Annotated in this window: 19 protein-coding genes; 8 read left to right on the plus strand and 11 right to left on the minus strand. The window is 28.7% G+C overall.

Annotated elements, in window-relative coordinates; all coding sequences use genetic code 11:
- Window positions 1-45 precede the first annotated feature (45 nt).
- Together VS182_RS06040 and VS182_RS06045 are read right to left on the minus strand one after the other, a co-directional pair.
- A complete protein-coding gene (locus VS182_RS06040) occupies window positions 46-1,785 on the minus strand; it encodes a hypothetical protein (RefSeq protein WP_479492475.1) in 1,740 nt (579 codons plus the stop codon).
- Window positions 1,786-2,770: 985 nt separating this feature from the next.
- Window positions 2,771-2,893 carry a hypothetical protein gene (locus VS182_RS06045; protein ID WP_479488561.1) on the minus strand — a complete coding sequence of 41 codons (123 nt, stop codon included), beginning with the start codon at window positions 2,891-2,893 and terminating at the stop codon, window positions 2,771-2,773.
- 931 nt (window positions 2,894-3,824) lie between these two features.
- Here VS182_RS06045 and VS182_RS06050 point away from each other — a divergent pair.
- The 3 genes from VS182_RS06050 to VS182_RS06060 all read left to right on the plus strand — a co-directional run bounded on the left by VS182_RS06050 (window position 3,825) and on the right by VS182_RS06060 (window position 8,481).
- Complete coding sequence (locus VS182_RS06050; RefSeq protein WP_479492476.1) at window positions 3,825-4,973, plus strand: hypothetical protein; 1,149 nt, start codon at window positions 3,825-3,827, stop codon at window positions 4,971-4,973.
- Between the two features lie 115 nt (window positions 4,974-5,088).
- Window positions 5,089-8,031 (plus strand): hypothetical protein, encoded by a 2,943-nt coding sequence (locus tag VS182_RS06055; RefSeq protein WP_479492477.1) that lies wholly within the window; start codon window positions 5,089-5,091, stop codon window positions 8,029-8,031.
- Between the two features lie 300 nt (window positions 8,032-8,331).
- Window positions 8,332-8,481: a hypothetical protein gene (locus VS182_RS06060; protein WP_479489034.1), complete on the plus strand. Its 150-nt coding sequence runs from the start codon at window positions 8,332-8,334 to the stop codon at window positions 8,479-8,481.
- Here VS182_RS06060 and VS182_RS06065 read toward each other — a convergent pair.
- On the minus strand, window positions 8,478-8,810 hold the full coding sequence (locus VS182_RS06065) for a hypothetical protein (protein ID WP_479492478.1): 333 nt from the start codon (window positions 8,808-8,810) through the stop codon (window positions 8,478-8,480). The genes VS182_RS06060 and VS182_RS06065 overlap by 4 nt on opposite strands.
- Window positions 8,811-8,818: 8 nt before the next feature.
- Here VS182_RS06065 and VS182_RS06070 point away from each other — a divergent pair, with 8 nt between their 5' ends.
- The gene (locus tag VS182_RS06070) at window positions 8,819-8,920 is read left to right on the plus strand and encodes a hypothetical protein (protein WP_479484189.1); all 102 of its coding nucleotides are present in this window, start codon (window positions 8,819-8,821) and stop codon (window positions 8,918-8,920) included.
- 563 nt (window positions 8,921-9,483) lie between these two features.
- Here VS182_RS06070 and VS182_RS06075 read toward each other — a convergent pair.
- Window positions 9,484-10,368 carry a hypothetical protein gene (locus VS182_RS06075; RefSeq protein ID WP_479489032.1) on the minus strand — a complete coding sequence of 295 codons (885 nt, stop codon included), beginning with the start codon at window positions 10,366-10,368 and terminating at the stop codon, window positions 9,484-9,486.
- Between the two features lie 779 nt (window positions 10,369-11,147).
- Between VS182_RS06075 and VS182_RS06080 the strand changes: the two genes are divergently transcribed.
- Window positions 11,148-11,294 carry a hypothetical protein gene (locus tag VS182_RS06080; RefSeq protein ID WP_479492479.1) on the plus strand — a complete coding sequence of 49 codons (147 nt, stop codon included), beginning with the start codon at window positions 11,148-11,150 and terminating at the stop codon, window positions 11,292-11,294.
- Between the two features lie 848 nt (window positions 11,295-12,142).
- On the opposite strand, the gene VS182_RS06085 is transcribed toward VS182_RS06080, so the two are convergent.
- Both VS182_RS06085 and VS182_RS06090 read right to left on the minus strand, forming a co-directional pair.
- The gene (locus VS182_RS06085; RefSeq protein ID WP_479492480.1) at window positions 12,143-12,931 is read right to left on the minus strand and encodes a hypothetical protein; all 789 of its coding nucleotides are present in this window, start codon (window positions 12,929-12,931) and stop codon (window positions 12,143-12,145) included.
- A 133-nt stretch (window positions 12,932-13,064) separates the two neighbouring features.
- Window positions 13,065-13,952, minus strand: coding sequence for a hypothetical protein (locus VS182_RS06090; RefSeq protein ID WP_479492481.1), 888 nt, complete (start codon window positions 13,950-13,952; stop codon window positions 13,065-13,067).
- 471 nt (window positions 13,953-14,423) lie between these two features.
- On the opposite strand from VS182_RS06090, the gene VS182_RS06095 reads away from it, so the two are divergent.
- Window positions 14,424-14,705 carry a hypothetical protein gene (locus VS182_RS06095; RefSeq protein ID WP_479492482.1) on the plus strand — a complete coding sequence of 94 codons (282 nt, stop codon included), beginning with the start codon at window positions 14,424-14,426 and terminating at the stop codon, window positions 14,703-14,705.
- Window positions 14,695-15,339: a class A beta-lactamase gene (gene bla / locus VS182_RS06100; protein WP_479492483.1), complete on the plus strand. Its 645-nt coding sequence runs from the start codon at window positions 14,695-14,697 to the stop codon at window positions 15,337-15,339. Before VS182_RS06095 ends, bla begins: the two co-directional genes overlap by 11 nt.
- Before the next feature lie 37 nt (window positions 15,340-15,376).
- On the opposite strand, the gene VS182_RS06105 is transcribed toward bla, so the two are convergent.
- Window positions 15,377-16,114, minus strand: a complete 738-nt coding sequence (locus VS182_RS06105; RefSeq protein ID WP_479492484.1) for a hypothetical protein — start codon at window positions 16,112-16,114, stop codon at window positions 15,377-15,379.
- A 1,292-nt stretch (window positions 16,115-17,406) separates the two neighbouring features.
- On the opposite strand from VS182_RS06105, the gene VS182_RS06110 reads away from it, so the two are divergent.
- Window positions 17,407-19,041, plus strand: a complete 1,635-nt coding sequence (locus VS182_RS06110) for an oligosaccharide flippase family protein (RefSeq protein ID WP_479484183.1) — start codon at window positions 17,407-17,409, stop codon at window positions 19,039-19,041.
- A 579-nt stretch (window positions 19,042-19,620) separates the two neighbouring features.
- Here the strand turns inward: VS182_RS06110 and VS182_RS06115 are convergent.
- From VS182_RS06115 to VS182_RS06130, 4 genes are all read right to left on the minus strand, one after another.
- Window positions 19,621-19,755: a hypothetical protein gene (locus VS182_RS06115; RefSeq protein WP_479492485.1), complete on the minus strand. Its 135-nt coding sequence runs from the start codon at window positions 19,753-19,755 to the stop codon at window positions 19,621-19,623.
- Between the two features lie 602 nt (window positions 19,756-20,357).
- Complete coding sequence (locus VS182_RS06120) at window positions 20,358-21,521, minus strand: alpha-helical endospore appendage domain-containing protein (RefSeq protein WP_479492486.1); 1,164 nt, start codon at window positions 21,519-21,521, stop codon at window positions 20,358-20,360.
- 50 nt (window positions 21,522-21,571) lie between these two features.
- The gene (locus tag VS182_RS06125; RefSeq protein WP_479484180.1) at window positions 21,572-22,549 is read right to left on the minus strand and encodes a hypothetical protein; all 978 of its coding nucleotides are present in this window, start codon (window positions 22,547-22,549) and stop codon (window positions 21,572-21,574) included.
- A gap of 306 nt (window positions 22,550-22,855) precedes the next feature.
- Complete coding sequence (locus tag VS182_RS06130; protein ID WP_479492487.1) at window positions 22,856-23,278, minus strand: ferritin-like domain-containing protein; 423 nt, start codon at window positions 23,276-23,278, stop codon at window positions 22,856-22,858.
- Between the last annotated feature and the right edge of the window lie 199 nt (window positions 23,279-23,477).

Below are 23,477 nucleotides of genomic sequence, written 5' to 3' on the forward strand. Positions count from 1 at the left end.
TGTTACCTGAGAAGACAGTAATTCGCTATTTTTAGGGCTTGTCATTTATGAACTTATCGCTTTATTATACTTATCAAGTATGGAGCCTGCCGATATATTTCCATATCTGTTGTTAGAATCAGCCCAATTCGGTTTAGCCAAATCTGGTATTGTAAAAGGTCTAGTTGTAACAGGTCTAGTCGTCGTAGATCTTATACGTTCTACATTTGGTGTATTTTTAGACATGCTTTCTATCTTTTGGTATTGATCTGTTTTTTCGGCAGCGGTTTTTCCTATCGCACCCCCGATATCTGAACCTATTTTGCGTCCTTTTGGGCCAAATACCCTAGCTCCTACCACACCTCCTACAAATCTTCCTGCTCCCTCGGCTGCATAAGGAATTCCTTGTGGGATGGCTGTTGAAGGACTACTACTAGGCTGGGAAGATTGCGAAGATATTGAACACAATTTATCGTCGCGTTTGCATCTGGGTTTATTTACCCTATTGATCTGAGGCATTTTTTTAGGGGCTAGAAAATTTGTTATGCCACCTAATAGCTCCCAAAACATCAGCCACTTTTGGAAATTGGGCATATTATTATGATAGCCCGCATCTCCATACTCGCCTTTTCTATCATATTCTTTTTGTGCATATTCTTTATTTCCAATGACAAAAGTTTTTGTATTTTCAATAGCTTTTGTTATATTTTCATCTAAAAGAAAATTTAAAAAGTTATCGTTTAAATATATTTTTTTATCGTAAACAAATCGAATTTGATCATTAAAGAATTTGCACAATTCTTGAAATATTTTTTCATATGAATCTTCAATTATTTTTTGAAAATCAGCTGCATCCTTTTGGGTATACTTATTGCTTCTTTCAATTTTATTTTTAAATTCATAAAAATCACGATGATTTAAAGGTTGAGATAAATATTTATTGCAATTAAACATCCAGTTATAAAAAATGTTCAATTTATTTAAAATATCATTCGTGACAACGTCGTCTTTTTGCAAAACAGGTCGCTCGAAATTAAGATTAAAATAATAGGCGTTAAGATAAAATTGACTAATAAAGTCATTCTTACTTACTAAATACGAAAGTGTATTAGCCATTTCTTCATAAATATAGTTAAACCCATATTTATTTAGCCGATTCTGGAGCTTTTGTTTTACTTGTTCTGGATTCAAATCTAAGATTTGAATCCAGCCTTCTCTGGATAAATTGAAATAGTTAGTAAGTTCTGTTTTATACTGATTATAGAAAGCATCATATAATTGTATTAGTTTGGCATTATACTGATTATTATCATGGTTATTGGTATTAAACATATTTTGTAATGTCTGATAATAATCTAATATTACCGCTTTATTATTTGGATTATCTAAAAATTGTAATAATAATCTATAAAATTTCGTCTCCGAACGACGAGGCTCAGCAAGCTGACTATTATTTTGATTGTTGTTGTTAGAACCATTTTTTGTAGTACTATTAATACTTTCTTTATATTCAATATTTTTATTTTCGACGTTCACCATGGCTTCATCTAAATTAGAACCTAACAGATTAAACCATTCTGTATTAATCATACCTGTAATACCTGAACCAGAAGCATTCGTCGTTACTTTGTACAAACTTTCAAAATGTTTTTTTAAATTATTCAAAGCTTCTTCTTTTTCTTTTTGTGATTTATTAAAGCTATCATAGTAATTTTTAAATATATTTAATGAACTTTGATCTTTAGAATGAAAAAATTCAGATAACAAATCATAAAACAAACCTGATTTTTGATTTGAAACTTGCACATTCTTATTCTGATTATTTTGGGCATAGGCAGGGTTTATATAAAAAGCGGTAGAAAATATCAAAATATTAGCTGATATATAAATTTTAAAATAACTAGTTTTAGATTTAATTTTTTATATCCCCCAGCGACGAAGTATTTTGTAATTTATATTAAATTTAATTAAAAATAAATCAATTGATTAATTAAACATCTGTTATAAGAAGAGTATAGCATGTATTAATTTTGTTTATCTATGATAATTAAATGGTAATTTCGTTATATAGTTTTATTAATTCAATAAAATTTTAATTCATATCCAAAACAAAAAGACCAGAACTATCCTACTCTGGCCTTTTTGTTTTATTATGATTTTTAAAATATTATAAAACTTGTATAATATTAAGAAAAATTCCATTACTTGGGCTGCCTCAATAAGTCGTTTATCCTTGGACAAGGATTAATTCACCTTACTAAACTATGTTTGAAAGGAAGATAAAAAATATCAATAGATAATTGTTTATATCCCAAGCTTGTCCAAAAAACTATGTAAAAGCGCGTTTCAAAACCTAAATAATCCACACTGATTTAGTCTAAATAAGACCTTACTTGCCAAAAAAAATAGGCCATAATTTTTGACTTTCCAAAATTAACTTGAAAAGTTCATTATAATCTAAGTTTGGACATTATTTCTTTATACAAAAGAATGTTTTTATTTTTAGAGTAATTTATCATCCTTATGTTTAATTACTCTAAAAAGAGAATTTATATATTTGTATTTTTTCAATAAATTTAATTATATTTATGGATGGCCAAAAAACAAACCTAGCTTTTTTAGGGTTTTACCATATTTATCCTTTTTAATTGTATTTGCATATTTAGGCTACCTATTTAAATTGATAACAGCAGGACCTTAGTACTGCTCTTAATCCTTTTTTTGCACGTGATAAAATAAGCTTCACAGATATATGCTTAGGAATATCTAAATATGATATTATCTCTTCCAATTATGAAATGAATATATCAATCATATCCTCTATTCGATCAGCTTCTTTTTTAGGCTGATATTTACGTAATCCCTTTAGGAGATTACCATTAAATGTATGTATACAATAAATTGCTACAAACATTTGTAAAATTAATTATCTATCTAAAGCTTTGCTGGATCTGACTTGGTATCCTTGTAAGGCAAGATAATTTTTAGCTTTTCTAAAATAGGTTTCGATTTACCATCTTTTCAAATAATAATTTAGAATTTCTTTATTACTTAGCTCCATATCTGTGCAAATAAAATCTTTTACTTTAGATATATCTTGACCTTCCTTAACGCAAATAAGGACAACTTTGTTTGATTTTTAATGCCTAATAGAAAAAATCAAACCAAAGATAATCAAATATACCAATCAATGTCGAAGCTGATATAATAATTCCTAAATCAGGGGAAAAAACAATCTATTGGGATCTAAAAGATAAAATATTAAAAAATATGTATTCTGAAAGAGAAATCGATTAAATTACAATCTTATTGTAAAAATTTAAAAAATAAACGGTACATGCCGGAAAATGCATTAAAAAATTGTAAATTAATTTTGAGCGCAGTTTTATGAAACTTAGTTGTTTTTGAATTTGGCTAAAAGAAACAACTTCTTGAGCTTTTTCATATATATATTTAATAAAACAGCTTTTTTTTGCTTTTCTATATATTTAGACCATTAAGCAGATGTCCGTTGCCTATATATACACATAACATTGAAAAAACAATATCAACGAAAAGTAACGATCCCTTATTTTTCAGCAAATTCGAATAAAAATACAAAAATATTTGGGTTATTTTTATTAAAATCATAGATTTGAATTGATATAAAAATATAATTTGTTATGGCATTTAATTTATTTATATGATATTATGTGCAACAGTGTATTATCATATGTATATGTATTCAAATAGTTACATAATAAAACTTTTTTAGATATTTATTATTAATCAGATTGTCTACTATCTTTAAGTTTAATTAATAATTATAAATTGAATATAAATCCACTTTTAAAGGAGTTAATATTTTGCTAAAGACTCAAAGTATACATAATAGATTGCTTGAATATAAAATATGGCGTAATATCTTAATTTGTGCTGCCATAGGAATGTCGAGCATACCCTTAATACCATTATCACAAGCTACTCCAATTACCAAAAAAATAACCACAGGTATTTGCTTGACTAATAAAGAAAAAAAAGAATTAATCAACTTACGTAAAAAATTACACGCAAAAACAGATCGCGAAAGTCTCAATTTGGCATCAACGCCTAGAAACCAATATTCAAAAATACAAAGAGATATATTTGAAAATAAACAGCTTGATAACATGGAACAAATTATAAGCGCTAAATTAAAATGGCTCATTGAAAAGTTATTAGAAAACACCTCTTGTTACAACGAAAACTTATACGACTTAAAGCTAAATGTTATTAACTTAGCGAATAAATTGATTAAAAATAACATACCGAAAAAAAAATATGCTGAAACAATTAAAAAAATTGACCAATTTATTTTTAATCATAAAAACCAAATTATAATGCCTGACCTATTAGAAAGACTCCGAAGGGAAAATAAAGATAGTAAAATAACAAAATCTAAATTAGAAGAATTACATAATGGGCTTCAGGAACTATCACCTGATATCGCAACAACATTAATAAACAATATAAACGAAAACAAAGATATTTCAGAAGAAACAGCCAGCTTAGTAACTAACTACGGCATTATAAGCTCCGGACTAGCTTTGTTGATTAATCTTTTCAAACAACTTTCACAAGATAGCCTCGACAAAATGTTACTTAAAAATCCAAATATTAAAAATATAATCTGGTTAGCAGAAGAATGGCTTAAATCCCCAGATGAAGAATTATTCATAAAAATAATGCCTGAATTAAACGACATGGCCTTGAGTTTAAAAGATGAAATAATCGAAGCTGTAAAAGAAGAGGAAAAAATGAATGATACCGCACAAAAATCAAAAAATCTAAATTACTGTATTGGAACCGGAGGGGCAATGATGGCATTAGGAACTATTTTGGGTAATAGTAGTGTAGCAAATGTTATACTGGGAGGCTCAATAATAGCGTCAAACCCTATATTACTGCCTGCATTATTTGTTTTTATAGTTATAGTAGGTGCTACTATGATAGCGACATGCAACATGATGAAATAATCAGTTTAAATACAAATATTAGCATGAATAATCAAAAAATTATTTTAAAATAATAAAATCTAAAGATAACTAAAAAGATATCTTAATACATACAATATTGAAAGGAATTTCATTTATGTTGAATAAAAATAAGCTACATATGAAAAAAGATAATACCAAACTAAAACAGCTTTGGCGTTCCTCTTCTATAGGTATTTTATCCCTAGCTTGCTCTTTATACCCACTAACTTTAAATAAAATCCAAGCAAATACCATCCACAAAAAAAACATGGATATTGATACTAAAAACTTAGTTGAAAAAACTAATACTTGTCTAAGTGAGGAAGAATATCTAAAACTAAAAAATTGGCAAAAAGAACTCCATGCTTTGACTGATTCATCAGAAAGTTTATCTTTAGCCCCAATACATAGAAAAAACTTTTCTGATTACCAAAAAATGTTATTTAATGAAAAAAAATTATCAGAAATAATAAGCGCAAAACTTAAATGGTTCGTGGAAAAATTTATGATATCATCCACATGTGATCAAAAAATATTTTTAAACTTTAAAACCAAAATTTATGCTTTAATAAATAATTGGTTGGAGAATAATATAGACGAACATAATTATCAATATGTTTATAATGAAATAGACGATTTAGTATTAGATTATCAAAAAAATAGCTTCTTTCCTCAATTTATAAAAACAATCGAAACCCAATATACTGCCTCCTTAAAAAATGAACTGCCAGATTTAAAAACACAATTACAAACCCTATCTCCAGATATTTCAAGCCCCTATGTATCGAATTCTGGAATGATAAGTACAAAAATGTATAACTTAGTAGACAAATTACTAAAATCACCCAAAAACAACCTAGATGATGAAGACAAAAATGCCTTGGCTATATTAGTAAAAGAATGGATTAAAAATAACGATGAAGCATCATTTATCGAATTAATACCCATATTAGATGACTTTGAGAAATCAATTGAATCTTTTCATAAAATTGATAACAAAACAAAAAGAAAAACATCTAAAGATATAGATCGGGATAATATTATATCCAAAAATAGTTATTATCAAGAAACAAAGCAAAACTCTAATATTACAAAAATAAAAAAACAAAAGAAACCGATTACAGATTATAAAAACAAAACACTAACAAATGAAGAAATAGCACAATTAACACATTGGAAAGAAACATTTTACAATAACGCCATTTCATCGCATAGTATACGCTTAGCAGACAAACCTTCTAGTTACCTTTCGCAATACGATTTAAAAATTTATAATAAGTTAGATAAAAATGAAATAATAAGCGCTCGTCTTAATTGGTTAATTCAGCAATTAATAAACGATGAGTCATGTGTTGATGATGCAGAAAACCTCTGTAAATCTTTTAAAGAGATGCTCATAAAAGAAAGTATAGAATGGTATGAATTATTAAACAATAATTCCCAAAACCAAGAAGCCCTCGATCAAATAGCTCAAAATAAAGAACCAGAACTAGACAAAATAATTTTAAAATATAAAACCGAGATGACACAAAGATTATTAAAAACCCTGCGCCAAGAAAATACACCTTTCGAAACAAATGAACATGAATTAAAAAATTTACAAACAAAACTACTTTCCTTATCCTCTAATATTGCAAAAGAATTAGCCAATGAAACATTGCCAAACTTATCCGATTACCATCGAAAAAAATATAACTCAATAACAGATATCGGCCTTATAAATGCAAAATTACACTTATTTATTTCTAAAATATCATTGTTAAAACAAACAACAATTGCTAGCAATGAAAAAGTTCAAGAAATTGTCCTATTAGCTAGGGAATGGATGAAAAAAACGAATAAAAAAACATTAGTAAATATAATGCCTAAGTTAGATGATATAATCACAAACCTTATTTCAATGATTAATTCAGAAAATGATGATATACCTAATAGATTATCATCAAAAATATATAAATTATATATGAAGTCTTCTAATACAAGTCTATCTTTATCACCATACAACCGATCTAGCTTCTCCGGTCGCCAAGCAGTACATTTCAGCATGGTAACATGGTCCGGTTTTATAAGCGCTAAATTACACTGGTTAATGCTCGAGTTGAAAAAATTAACAGAAAAAAATATTGATTTATTATTCGTTCAAACACAACCCAAATTCTATTTAGATTTTAAAAAATTACGTACACAAGTAATGCAATTTTCAAGTGAATGGTTAAATGATAACAAACCAAAATCAGAAGATACGTTGAAAGAAGTAGAATCTTTCATTGAACATTATCGTAAAGATATACTTCTACCTGATTTTATTGAAACATCAAAAGAAAAATATGATCCAAAAACAAATATAAATGAAATGTTATCATTAAGAGTAAATTTGGAAAAGAAAATAGGAGAAATAGGGTTACATTTGGCTTCAACAGACAAACACGACTTATTTGAAAGTATAGTAAGTGATTTCATTAAAAACGTCGACTTAATAAATGCTAGAATCTTCTCTCTATTAATATCTATGGAAGCAAGTTTTTTCAAAAAAATATGGGAAAACAATTGGGATACCTTGTTTTTGAAAACCGAAAACCCAATATCATTCGAAGAATTTTTTTATGAAATACACAAAAAAAGTGATACATCTCCCGAATTTCAAAAACAGTTAAATGAACAGCTAAATAAACATCTTGAAAATAATTTCAAAGAACTAATCTTAATAGCAAAAGAATGGCTTTATGATGAAAATCCATCGTCAGAAAAAGAAACATTGTTTATTAACTTCATTGAAATATTGGATAAAAAAATTATAAGAGGTACTGAATATAACGAATCATTAAAAAGAGAAAAGAAAAGCAACAACTCTTATGAACAAAATGTTAGTAATACACAGAATTATAGTAATACACAGAATTATAGTAATACACAGAATTATAGTAATACACAGAAAAACATCGAAGAAAAATTACAAGAATCAAAACTAGCAACCCAACTACCACAAAATATGCCTGAAAATAAAAAACAAGAACCCATATCACCTAAAATACCCAATCCTGATAACTCTAAAAAATAGTACGAGCTTGTCCAATAACCCATGTTAAATAGTGTTTAAGAACCTAATTTAATGCACAAAAAGCTATGATAATAGCTATTTTTGTGTTTAAATTACACCATTACTAATTGGCTATATTAATATTTCTGGACAAGTCCTACTAATAAAATCTATCCATATACAAATAATCATTCTATAATAAAAATATATTTAGCAAAACTAAAATATTACTTACCTTCATAGTAAGTAATATTTTTTTATAAATACAATTGAACAGGTGTTGTTGCTATATAACCAAAAGATCCTGCTCCAAGAGCATATGTGCTAAAAGAAGCAGTTGGTCCGACATTTCCTGTATTACCTGTAACTCCTGTTATAACTTTTGGGCCTATTATACTTAAACCAGTTACTCCTGTTATGGCGATGCCATCGACTCCAGCAGGTCCGGCTGGTCCTTTTGATCTTTTTTAGGACCTAGGACCAGTAGCTTTGGTAACGGGCCCTTTTAGGCCTGTTGTGACTATAGGACCCTGTAAAACTTGTATACCGGTACTTACGGCAACAGAAACACCATCGGTCCCGATTGGACATGTTGCCCCTGTAGCTGGACCTACTGGACAAGTTAAACCCATTGGACCAGTTGCACCTTGCCTAGAAAATGTATTAACCTCATAATTTTTTTGCGTAATTAAAGAAGCACTCTTACTTACTGCATTTTGTAAAATAGAAGTTACACTCTTACCTACATATAACAAATAATTAGCAGAAGGTGGTGGATTATTATTACTAACACCTGACAAAATACTATTTGCGTTATCAAAATAGAAAATCAGATATTAAAGCTTTCTGGAAAATTATTTATTGGCCTGAAGTTGAAGCTAGGTTCTCTCACTTAAAAAACAATTCCTAAAAAAAATACAAAAATATATTTTGTTAAAATATTAATATTAAATTTATTTTTATATTATTGCATTGGAACGCTCAATGTACCTTGTGACGGTTTATATTACCAAGTCTAATTAAATAAACCGGCAAACCAATCCAATGCTTGTACTGATACTATACCTATCGGAAATGAGTTAATTTTTGTTAGTGTTTTTGCATTTGTTTCTTCTAATTTTGTTTTGTGTACTGCTGCTACTACACCTATCGGAAATGGGATAATGTTCGTTAGTGTTTATACAGCTTGCTGTGGTATTTCAATATTTCTTGCTAATACTGGCTCAGTAAAACATGCATAACTGCTAGCCATTAAACAACCTAGTATAGATAGTTTAAGCAAATGATATTTTTTTGTATTAATTTTCGAAATAACTTGATGTCAACTCTATAATATATTTTTTATTATTTCGTTTGGTATTTTCTATGAAAAAAACATAAATACATAAAAAAAACATAATTTATTATATCATAATTATCTGTATAAAATAACCAAAACATTTTAATAAGTTCATATGCTTTGGTTATTTTTTGCTATTTTTTATTATCAATTAGAGAATTCTCTGTATCATCAGCTGTATCAAATCTTTCTTGGATAATTTCTGACCATTCTTTAAGCTCGAATTCGAATAATAATGTTTTTAATCGATTAATAATAAAAGGAATATATAATACAGGTGCCAAAATATAAAATAAATGTACAAAAGAGTTACTTTGATCTTGGTAAAAATCTATTAAGTAATGGATTTTATCTATCATTTTAGATAAAATATTATCCATATATCGATAACCTTCACGAAAAAGAGGTATAAAAAAACTATAAATAATAAATAAATAGATCAAAATACGATTTTCATTCTTAATTTTAGCTTCATTCAAAGATTCAAGCCAAATGCTTTCGCGTTTTTTTTGTACTTTGATTAAAATACACCATAAAAAGTTAATACTACTCAATAGTAAAAAACTTTTAAATTCTTCAATAAACAAACCACTAATCAGATAAAACACAACTAACAAAAATACTAAAATATAGCAAATAAAAAAATTTAATTCTGAAATTCCGTTCCTACTATGTGCAACTTCATATCTATACTTGAAGTTCTCATATACTTTAAACCAGCTATCAAAAACTAATTGTTTATTTTCTTTATCTTTTAGAGTCCTCATCAACAAAGCTCTTACATTGTTAATTAAAAAAACAACAAAGAAAATAACCGCTAAAATTTCCAAAGCATTATCTGGCCAAGTGTAAATATCTTTTAAATCTGGATTTAAAATCTTTGGAATTAATTCCACTATATAAGGTATAGTCATATTACCAAATATAAGAGTCGTTAGAAAAAAGCAACAATTAGTGTAGAGAAAAATCCGAAACAAACGTATGCTTATTTTTGGATCTTGTAAAAATTGAGTCTTCATTTTGATAATTCATCGTTCAGTAGCTTATACATAGATACCTCGATACTCCTTATTAGGATCAAAATTAAATCAAAGGCATACCAACATTACATATTTTTGATTTGCATTGAAGGAATTAATAAAAATTTTAATCTTGGGGCAATGACTAATAAAAGAAAAACAAAATTGCTATGTTAATATCAAAATTATTGCTAATATTACAATAAAAATCAGCCAAAAATTGTAACAATCCGTTATTACCATACTTATGCCGTTCATTTACCATTGGGATTAAAAAACTATAAATTATTAACAATAATACTAAAGTTTGATTATTATATCTTAAAATATAGATATTCTAAGATAATCCCCAATAATAACAAAATCTAGAGCAAAATACTTTAATTTTCTTATTTAGTTGTTAACTCTAATACTCATCTAGAAACTAATGGTAAAATTTTGAAATAATTAATACAACGCTTGTTAAATGTTTGTTTTTTATATATGACTTATCCAGAAACGTTAAATATCTAATTAGTCGCGGTGTAATTTAAAACCCAAAATAGCTGTTATTATAAGCTTTTAGTTTTTTCCATTAGATTTGTCAACTCGCTTTTACATGGGTTTTTGGGCAAGCTAATCATAAAACAAGAATGTAAATGCAAATGGCGTCTAAACCATAAGAGCATGAATTAAAAAACAAATTAATAATAAAACGCTTGCTAAGTTTATTTTCATTACGCTCTAAATTATTAATATAATCAAAATCATTATCTGGATCATCTGAAGAAAAAGAAACATTGGATATTTTTTCTGAACCATCTACATCATCATTATATAATTATTCGGAATTTTCTCCATCTGAAAAATATAATTTTCCTTCCCCATCCTTATCTATGTTAGCTATTGTAATAAAAGAACAATCCTTGAATGGACCATTTGGATAAAGGCACTTGTCCCATAACTTGCTTAGTTTTAATATCTACTACATCACTAAAAATAAATCCTTTCTTCACACCTTCACCTAATTTTTTGACCATTGTGCAAATGATTCAGGCGGTAATCCAGGGTTATTAATGCTAATACGAGAACCCCTTGTATGTTCCAAAGTCCGCAACCATTGTCTTCTAAATGTTTAGCATCTACACTTAGATTTTTTAATCCTGTTCTTGGATAAATTAGTTATTTTAAGACTTTTTGTTTACTGCATTTCCTGAGCTTTAAGTTACTGTACTTGAATTTTTGATTTTCCAAAATCAACTTAAAAAGTTTATTATAATCTAAAAATGAATATAGAATACGGGTAAAAAAATATAACATAATCTTAAAATCTCATGTTAAAGGTGGATTATGTTATTTTCATCAAGATCTGTCGAACCGTGAATAGCAAAGATTATTTTATATAAAATATTACTAATATAGTTATAAAATTTAGTACGAAGGGGTACTAACAAACTATAAATAGCCAATAAATATATAAGAATAAGATTTTCAAGATTAACCTTAGATTGATCTAAAGTAAAAATCCATATATTCCCAAGTTTTATCAAAGACTAATTGTTGATTTTCTTTTTTGTCTAACCTTAAAAAAACTCTTAACTTGTTGATTAACAAAAGTAAAATTAAGCTAAAAACTAAAATCTTCGATGCATCATCATTTCAATGATGCATCGAAGAGCATATTAAATAACAAATGCATATCTATTATAATAGAATATAAACAAATATATTTATTAATAAAAAATAATATTTTTTATATAGCCAATCGCATTTAGAAATTAAAATAGTAATAATATTAAGTTTTTTTTATTTGCGATGATTGCGATGATATTGAAGGAATTAATAATAATTTCAATCTCGGGGCAACTACTAATAAGAAAAAAACAACAAGTAATATATTAATATCAAGATTATTACTAATTTTAGCATAAAAATCAGCTAAAAGTCGTAACAATCTATTATCAATATATTGATGCCATTCATTTACCATTGGGATTAAAAAACTATAAATTATTAGCAATAAAAATAAAGTTTGATTATTATATCGTGACATATAGCTATTTGAATATAGACCCCAATTTATCTCACGTTTTTTTTGTATCTTAATTAAACAACACCATATTAAATTAAATATACTTAATATGGTGAAAAGCATAGGTCCAATTTCCATAAAAAAAGCAATTAATAAATATATAATCATCAATATATGAGATAAGATATAACCAATAGAAAAATTAAACCTAGATATACCATGTTTTTCATATGCTTTTACATACAGTTGTTTAAAAATATCATATACCTGTGTCCATTTATTAGATGTCATCTTTATACCGCCAAAAATAGTTAATCGATCAACATTTTTTGAATCATTTTCTTCGTCTAACTTGAAAATATATTCACACAAAGCAGAATTTACTAAAATAAGATAGCTGATCGAAAATATATATTTAAACTTATCTATTATATAGTATAAAAAAGACATTGGAGATATATATAAACTGCCTAGGATAGCTAAAAAGAAAAAACAATTAGTAGTATATATAAAAAATTGAAATGACCATAAAACTTCTTCAGTTTCTTCCATAGGTACTTCTGATTTACCACTAATTACATCCGGTACTTCTGATTTACCACTAATTACATCATATTTAACAAAACCATCCCCCTTTTCTTAAGATTTAGTATTCATTATAATTCAATAAATAATAAATGCTTTTTCAACATACCGGACTACACGCTGAAGAAGTAGGCATAGAACTACATATAATAAATCCTCCTAAATAACAAAATAGGGAGCAAAATTTTTTGACCTTCCCATTCAATTTTAAATTTTTACACCTGTTAACACAATTATTACTGATTGTTTGTTTTTTGTATTTCATAGAAGGAATATAACCACAGATAGCTTCTACAGCATAAAAGCAGGTACTACAAATCAAATTACTTATAAAACGCTTATCACGTTGCTTTCTATACTGCCCTTCTGTATCATCGGAATCATAATTATTCATTAATCTGGAATTTGTCCCATCTGAAAAATATATTTTTTCTTCACCATCTTTATTTACGTTAGCTATTGCGATAAAAGAACCATCTTTGAAGGGACCATTTGGATAAATCACTTCGCCAATAATTTGTTTCGTTTTAATATCTACCACATCACTAATCATAAATCCTTTTTTCATACCTTCTCCTAATTTTCTGACCATTTGTGTAAGGGATTCAGACGACAACCATTCTCTAGACATGCTAATACGAAACCCTCTGGTATGTTCTAAAGTACGTTTGATCTCAAAACCATCATTTAATAAAATATTTTCTAAAGATTTTAATTTTCCAGTATCTATACTTAGATTTTTTTGGATCCTTTCTTTGGTTAAAGTATTTATCCTAATCCCTTTGACAAAACGATCTGATTCCAAACATTTTTTGTTTTCGGCATTATTCCCTATATCTTCGGCAACATTAGAATAACTTTTAACATTTAAATCACTATTATCAACATTTCTTGGTATAGCCTGACCATATGCTTGGTATAAAGACAAAAAATAAATAGAGGCACAACTAACCAGAGAAATTACTGTTTTAAAAAATTTATTAAACAAAACAAAAACCCCTTTTGAGGCAGATTTTGAAAGTTATAAGCTATTGAACTTGTCCAGAATTGAACTTGTCCAGAAATGTTAAATATCCCATTATTCATGGGATATTTCGAACACCAAAATAGCCATTATTATAAGCTTTTAGTGTTTTATGTTAGATTTTGCAGCTCTCTTTTACATGGGTTTTTGGACAAGACCATTAAAAAATTAAATAGCTGTATTCTTTCGCCATGATTATTATCCTACAATCAATATTTTGTGTCGAACAAAGTTTTATATCAAAAAAACTATGTAGGTTCAAATAATGCTAATTATCAAACTATATCTTTTAAATATTACTATATAATCTTATAAATCATGTTTTATTATTTTTAATTTTTTCAAAAAGACCGCCCCTCTTTATATATGTAGTCATAAGTTTTACATCAATGGTCTTTTCCAAGAATCCATATGAAGTGATTCTATAATTATATTATGAAAAATTATTATTTAAGATATTTATTATTTTTAATTATTATTGCCAATTGTATTTTTATCACAGGTTGTTCTAAGAATACTCAAACAAATTTTCAAATTAACTCAATACATAACGATTTAGCAGAGCTTGAGTCTTCATCTGGTGGACATATTGGTGTATTCGTAATAAATACAGCGGATAATACCCATTTGGAATATCGCTCTAGAGAAAATTTTCCCTTCCAGAGTACTTTTAAAGTCATGGGTGTTGCAGCAATACTAAAAAAACATGGCATCTAGCAATTTACTTCAGGAAAAAATTATGTATACAGAGCAAGATTTGGTGAATTGGTCGCCTATTACCAAAAAGAATTTGTCTGAAGGCATGAGCATTTCTGAGTTGTGCGCAGCTACAATGATGTTCAGTGACAATACTGCAATAAATCTTCTTATGAAAAAATTAGGCGGAACTAATGCTGTTACTGCTTTTGCTCGTTCCATTGGTGATGATAAATTTCAATTAAATAATTGGGAACCTGAATTAAATTCAAATCCCAATGATCTGCGTGATACTTCTACGCCAGAATCTATGGGAAATAGCTTGCAGAAATTAACATTGGGTAATGTCTTAGAGCCAACACAGCGAGAACAATTGATTTATTGGTTAAAAGCTAATACAACAGGAGATTCACGAATCAGAGCCGGAGTTCCAAAAAATTGGATAGTAGGTGATAGAACTGGAACGAGTAGCTCTTATGGCGTCACAAATGATATCGCTATCCTATGGCCGCCTGAAGCACCTCCTATAGTTATAGCTATCTATTTTTACACAAAGGATACAAATGCTAAGAAGAATTATGACGATGTTATTTTAGAAGTCACTAGAATAATAATAAGTTCATTAAATTTAACTTATAAATCTGAAGATAAATAATTTTCATTAAATTTAACTGATAATTTTGTTTTGGGATTTAAAGGTTGTTTGGATTTGGCAATGATGATAAAGCTGCGGGCATCTGAGCTTGAGCTCTATTAAGTTCATTTATATATAAATTACCCCTGTGTATATAATCATCTTGCCTTAGCCTATACTCATTAAAATACCCCCTTGGATTTCGGACAAAACGACCTGCATCTGACCATCCATTCATAAATCTAGGATTACTTGGGAGGCTAAGAATATCAGCAGCCGGCTGAAAACTATTTATTATAGGATTTGATATTTCTTTAGATGCAAATTTTTGATACGGGGGTGGTTTCGATACACTACGTATCTCTTCTAAAGTAAGAGAAGGCATATAGGGCCCTTCTGAAGTGGCAGGAAACTTCTTTCTTAAAATTAAAGATGAATTTTTATAAAACTCCTGTGAAGCTGTATAGCTAATAGGTTTTAAACGATCTAATCCATCTGCATCTATAGCAGCCTGTTCATAGCTAGGAGGAGGACCATTTTTAGGCGGTATATTATTATGAACTGATCTCTTATAGCTGGGCAGCAGTTCTGGCAGGTTTTGGGGTGAACCAATTCTCGCTTGATGTACTGTTAAACTTGGCGAGTGGGATGATATATCACCAGGTACGAATGCAGACCTAGGAGGTGACGGCGCTCGCCTAAACCAACTACCAATACCAAAAACGGCGTTAGACCCAGGAGCATTTAAAAACCACGATGAAAGTATAATGACAGACATGATATATTTTTTCTTCATATAAAGGCTCCCATGTTTTGTGTTATTAATATATTTTTTTGTGTTATTAATATATTTTTTTGTGTTATTAATATATTTTTTTGTGTTATTAATATATTTTCGATTGCTATATTTAAGTATTTTCGCCTTGTTCTAGCTATTAGTTTCGAAGGATAAGATCTTTTTTACTGCACCCCCCTTCCTGATGTTAATGGTTGTTACCTAGATCTGATTATAATTCATTAACTCAAACTATTTCTTATTTAACATTAAGAAAACATATTGACATTATAGTCTGAAAAAACTAAATTTGTCAAAAGTTTAAACTTACTGGCTATAAATATAAAATAATATTTATAAATTAATGTTTTTAAATCGATTAAAACATATCGATATTACAAGTATTAAGATTAAAATCTTAAATAGCCAAAAACCAGTCACGGTTTTTGGCTATTATTGTTTTTGACTATTATTTATGAAACAAAAAATTAGCTTCTATATTTACTTCTACTCACAATACGTTTTCGGCTGTAATACCAAGCTAACGAAGACAAATGTTCTGTATATAATAACTTTTATCATATTAAATCTATATGATTATTTTTTCATTATTAAGAAAAAGATAATCAGACATCTTTTAATTGAATAAATCAGTAACAAATTTTTTCATATCTGAAATAAAAGCTTTACTCTTTAGTTTTTTATCTATCATTTATCAAAGTCCATTCTTGGGATAAAATTTTGTTATACTTCTTTTACGCTGCTTTAAAATATTGTATTTGCTTTTTTGATACGGTATGATAGGCATACAAGTGATAGAATTTTAAATGTTGAAAATCATGATCATCTAACAATGTATATCTTTCTAATATTTAAGTGAGATGTAGCTCTTCCTGATATTAGGATAGGTGTAAAGAGCAAAATCATATAAAATACTAGGTGCATACAGAAAAACAAAAATATTGGATTCTTGGCATCTAGTATTGTTTTTTACCCCTTTTTCATTGCTTGTTAAAGAAAAAATTGTCTAACTCTTTCTACAGGTATATTTTTTGTCGTAGTAAGAGAACAAGCGAAGGAAATATTTTAGCATACTGCATATCTTTTTTTAACGTTTAAAATATAACATATTTATTTCCTATTTTCCTAGTTCATATAAAGTTTAATATAGCAAAAACACAACAATGATATTTAATATTGTTGTGTTTTTGCTATATTTTTGATATTAAAGATATAAACACTTTTTTTATTCAGCTTACCTTAAAAACAAATCGGTTTTATAGGAATAAAATTAGTCTAATAGGAGCTTGTATATGTCATCAAATGAACTAAAATCAAACGAAGAATCGCGTTTACAGATTCGAAAAAAGAATTCTTTGTTTCTCCGCAACTCGACAATTTTAGCGTGGGTAGGATTAAGTAACAAGTTAGTGGAAAATATAATTCTGATCTATTTTGTACCACATTTACTGGGTATGGAGGGTTTAGGTTTACATCGTAAGTTATCACCTATCTTTATCATTTTAACAGCAATTATAGGTATTGGTTTAATACCTTCTTTAGCTAAGTATGTAGCTAATATAAAGGGGAAATATGATCAACATATTAAAATTCATCATGCATTATCTGTTACCTTAGGACTAGGAATTTTAGGCGCAATGATTGCTTTGATTTTTATAACTGTTTTTGGAATTATGAAAAGATATAGTTATGAATTATTACCATTTGCTTGCTTATGCCTTATAACTATCCTGATTACGCCTATTTTATATATTTATCGTGGATATTTCCAAGGTATAAACATAGCTATATTTGCTAGATCACAACTTATTGAGCAAATAATACGCTTGATAACATCGCTTGGCTTAACATATACCTTATATTACATGTATGGAACAGAGGTAGCTGTTATTGGCCTGATTTTTAGCACTATCTTAGGTGAAATAATTAGTTTATTTTATTTACATTCTAAATTCCAAAGATACAATAAACAATATAATTGGTCGTTAAAACAAGCCTTTTTTTCTCTTAAAATAAAAAAAATCAAAGAAAAAAAGAATTTTTATAAAGAAATAGGTAAAATGTCTTTACCCATAAGTGTTGTGATTACATTAAAGAGGATATCATATTTTATAGAACCATTTATAATAGAGCAAATGTTATTGTTATCCTTGTTTAGTATGTATCAAACTAATACCATCAATGGGTTAATTTCAGCCACATCATTAACATTAATGACACCGGCTTTAATCATATCATCTGCTATTTATACATCTTTAATACCTGCTATAAGTGAAGTACAGATTCTTAAAGAAAAGGTAAAATTAATTAAACAAGCTTTAAGATTAGCATTTATCTTAGGATTACCTATATTTATTATCATAGCAGCGTTATCTGAACCTATCGCTATGTTTTTATACCCTAATAAAGATATTGAACATATGAGCTTATTATTAAAAATCATGGCTTTACCTTATGGCTTTGCATACTACCTATCTAATCCTCTTACAGCAGTTTTACAAGCACTAGGTAAAGCCAATTTAACCTTACGTAATTGGCTCATAGGAATTATATTGAAAATAGTTTTAATCTGTTTATTTATAGGATATCTAAAACTCAGCCTTATAGGTGCAGCAATAGCTTTATCTTCATTCATGGTATTTGTGTTTGGTTTACACTTAATAGATACATTAAAAAATATACCTAAATTTAAAATAAACATACTTAAAATAAGATCCATTATATTTATTTCTATTTTAACATACATAATAACTCATATAAGTGGACTTATAATAAATCAAGCCCCATGGATTCCCTTAGGGATACAGTTATTAATAATAATATTTATTAGTATGTTTCTATACTTAAAATTTTTATTTAAAACTAAACTAGTGTCCAAAGAAGAAATAAATGTAATACTAGGTGTATTTATATCTAAAAAGAATTAAAATAAAATATACTTTTATATATTAAATATGACAATTAACCCCGCATAAGTATTTAATATATCTACAAAGACATTAGTAAAGTACAATAATCAATAATTTCCATCCACGGTAGCTTGCTTTATAAAAATGAATGAATTTCTTTCTAATTTATAATTTGCAAATCGAAATTTTTTATATAATTTTTACTATTTTTCAACGCATCTTTAAAATCTCTTTGAAACATATTTTAAAATAGTTTTGTATCAGACTCTATATAACTAATTAAATGTGAATAATTTTTAAAATTTATAGAACCAACATAAGAAAACAATGTCTGTAAATATTCTGTTTTTTTTGAAGAATCATAATAATTTTTAAATTCAGGATCATTTTGTTTAAAGAGGTCCAATAAATCATTAAAAAAATCAAACAATAATTTTTCATAACAGGTGTATCTTTAGTAACTATATCCTTAAATTTTGATAAATGCATTTTTAAATTAGTTTTAATAATTGAAGATGCTTTAGTTGCAATGGTATTAGCACATAAATCATGTTCTTTACAAAAATTAGCATCGTCGTAAAAACTTTGAATTTTAGATCATACATCCTCTAATCTGAATATATCTTTATCAATTTTAGATTTTTCAATCAAATTATCTATATATTTCAAACGCAAATTCCCTGTCATCTTCTTTAAACGATCAGATGATAACTTATTATTTGCCCCTGGCATTAGAAGATAATCATCATTATTAACTAGCTCTTGAAGAAAATTGCGATAATATTAGAAAACTGTTTAGATAGTTAGTATAACGAAGAAACTACTCTTTTCAATATTACATCTTTCTTGAAGTTGAAATACGTGAATTTATGTAAAGATTGAAATCGTGTACATTACTCGGTCTATACAGAAAAACAACAATATTTTATTTTTGGAATCTAGTGTTGTTTTTCTGTCACTTTTTTATGGTCTTTAAAGATGAAAGTTGTCTAACTTTTTCTACTATTTTCAAGAAAGCTCTTTTATATACTGTGCATATATTTTTTTCAAAGAAAGATTGTAACATATGGCATATCTCTTTTAACTTTTAACTTTTAACTTTTAACTTTTAACTTTTAACTTTTAACTTTTAACATATTTATTTCCTATTTTAATAATTCATATAAATATAATAGCGCAAACACAACAATGATATTTAATATTGTTGTGTTTGCGCTATTATCTGCCAGTGATCTTTTACAAGAAATTTTTGATGATATTCCTTATTAAATTTAAAAATATTAAAAATAGATAAAATTATTTATATATTTATCGATAATTCTATATTTTCTGAACTAAGCAATTTTAGTAACAGTCAAATTAGCTAAAGTAGGCGTATAACCTCCGCTCAAAGCTAAGTTAACAACAGCTGTATCTGTTTGAAAATCTAAAGGTGATATTTTAGGTATTAGTTGTATAGTCGTTGTTATTGTGGCTGGTAATAATACGGCTCCATATATCCATTCAGCAATATTGCTATTAAAACTACCACTATTATCTTGCGGGCTACTGAATATAAAGCTTCCTAATAAAGGTTGACCATTGGTTAATAATTGACACGCTGCAATATGATATGTTTGACTTACTGCGTTGCTTATTATACCAAAATCAATGGTATACATACCGGGGGATACCGTAATTGTGTCTGGTGCTGTTAAGGAAATACCGGTGCCATATATGTTGTTTGTAAAAGAATCTAATGGTATAGGTTGATCTATGGGAAATTGAATAGGTGCTGTTGCTATATAACCAAAGGATCCTGCTCCAAGGACAAAGTTGGAAGGTGTTGGTCCAATATTTCCCGTAATTCCCGTAATTCCTGTAATTCCTGTTACACCTGTGGGACCTGTTGGACCTGTTGCTGTTGTGGTACCTATTGGACCTTGTGCTCCGGTAAGACCCATTGGCCCCATAGGTCCTTGAAAACCTTGTATACCAGTACGTCCTGTAACAGACATACCATCTGGTCCAGTCGGACCTGTTGGCCCCGTTGGCCCCATAGGGCCATATAATCCTTGATAACCCACCGGTCCCATATTACCAGCAGGGCCTGTTGGACCAGTAATTGACAAACCTGTAATTCCTGTTGGACCGGTTGGTCCTGTAGCTGGTCCAACCGGTCCTGTTACACCAATTGGCCCTGTTGGACCTTGAACAGAAAATGTATTAAGCGCATAATTTGTTTGTGTCCTTAACGCAGCACTCTTACAACCTGCATTTTTTAAAATAGATGTTATACTTTTACCTATAGCTAACAAATCATTAACAGTAGGTGGCGGATTATTATTACTCACACCTGACAAAGTACCTAATACATACTGCATCTTCTCAGCTTCAGCATTCAACAAATGACTCAAACCTAACTCATTTAAAGCCGTTGAAGCTAACAATAAACTTAAAACACTTTCTTGATCAACTGATATTTGCGGAGATATTCCTGGTATATTTGCTTGTGACATCTTTTAATATCTCCTTCTATTATGAATTTTCTGAATAAAGACACAAAAACTTAGCTTATCTTTCTTATCAGCATATAACTAGCTACAGGACTAAATGGTAACACAGTTTGAATATTAGGATTATTGACAGAGATTAAATTTCTATCATATGAAAAAACCAATAGTATATCCTGCGGTGATGAAAAAATACATGTGTACTCTGCATTAACCCATTGCGCGCCCTTACACGCAGCCCCAGCGGAACCAGAATATAAACTAATAAAATATACACAACTAGGTAACAAATTAAACTTCTGATCTTTACCTATAGCAACTACTCCAAGTGGTGATGTATAGACGCTAGTAAAGCTCATATTAGTTATACCCCCAGCGCTAATTAAATAGCCACCTGGTTGTAATTTGATTTTTGTTGGATCTGCTACTAATAAAGAAATACTAGTACTGTTATTTATTTGATAATTAAATTGAGCATTATTACTACCACTAATAACAGTAAACTGAGTACTATTTGTCATGATTTGTGCAAAGTAGGCAACTTCGTTTGATAGGTAAGGTGCGCCAGTGGCACCAGTTGGCCCAGTTGCTCCTTTTAAACCAATAGAGCCTAAAAATCCTTGGGGACCTGTTAAGCCAATAACCGCGGATCCTTGTGGTCCTGTTGGGCCTGTTATACTTAAACCAGCAGTACCTGTTGGGCCTGGTGGACCTTGTAATCCTTGGACAAATATGATATTACCCATATTACCTGTTAGACCTTGGATCCCGGTTGGCCCAGTTGCCCCTGTATCACCTTGTACTCCCTGTACGCCTGTTATGGACAACCCTATTGGTCCTTCTGGTCCTACTAACCCCATGGCTCCTGTGGTTCCTTGTGCGCCTTGGGGCCCTTGCGCACCTGTTGGTCCTTGCAGGCCTGTTACACCTAAACTATCTTCCCCAGGAGGACCAATTATACCTTGTGGGCCACCTGGATAACCTGTTGGTCCTGTTGGTCCTGTTGGTCCTGTAGGCCCTATTAAAATACCCATGCTATATGGGGCTTGTCCAGAAATATTAATATAGCCGATTAGTAATGGTGTAATTTAAACACAAAAATAGCCATTATCATAGTTTTTTATGCATTAAATTCGGTTCTTAAAAACTATTTAACATGGGTTATTGGACAAGCTCAGGGAAGTTTGTGGATTTGTTTATCTGTTTTAAAATTAAAGATTTTATTTAAAATTAAAAAATATCTCATGAATTTAGGTGAGATATTTTTTAATTTTTATTTTGTTTTTTATTTTGTTTTTTATTTTAATTTATATTTTATCGTTATATTAATTAGTGATTTTTTAGAAACCTTTCCCCGCTAGCAGCATACGCATACTATCGCGATGTCTGGATTCATCAGCCAAAAATTCTTCTAACTTAAATTTAAGCTCAAAATCTTGTGATTCAGAGGCTTGTTTAATACGATGTTGGTATCTTGTAATTGTTTCTTCTTCCATTTTTTGCATTGTTTCTAGCATAGTACGCGCACAATCTGTATGTTTTATTTTATCAGTTTCAAACTGAGGTTCTTCGCCTAATAATTTGATTTTTTCCGCTAAATATTGTGCGTGTCCCATTTCTTCTTGCGATTCTGTTAAAAAAAGTGGTTTTAAAGTAAGTGCGCCTATACCTGTAATAACAGATGCGCAATACATGTAGTAATGAACATCTGTTAACTCTGCTTTAAGGTCTTCTTGCAGACCTTTAATGAGGTCTTTATTCATAAATTAAAAACTCCTTTTTTGATTTTTATGGCGATACACAATCCTGAGTTATATTAATCGTATTTCATAATGTAAAGATGTGTTTATGAATCAATTATAACCCATTAATGTAAATTGAAACTACGATGGCTATTTTTTGATAATTTTATTAAATATTAATGTAATATAGTAATATAATTATTATTATTCTTAAGATTAA

Source organism: Pasteuria ramosa, from assembly GCF_056496785.1.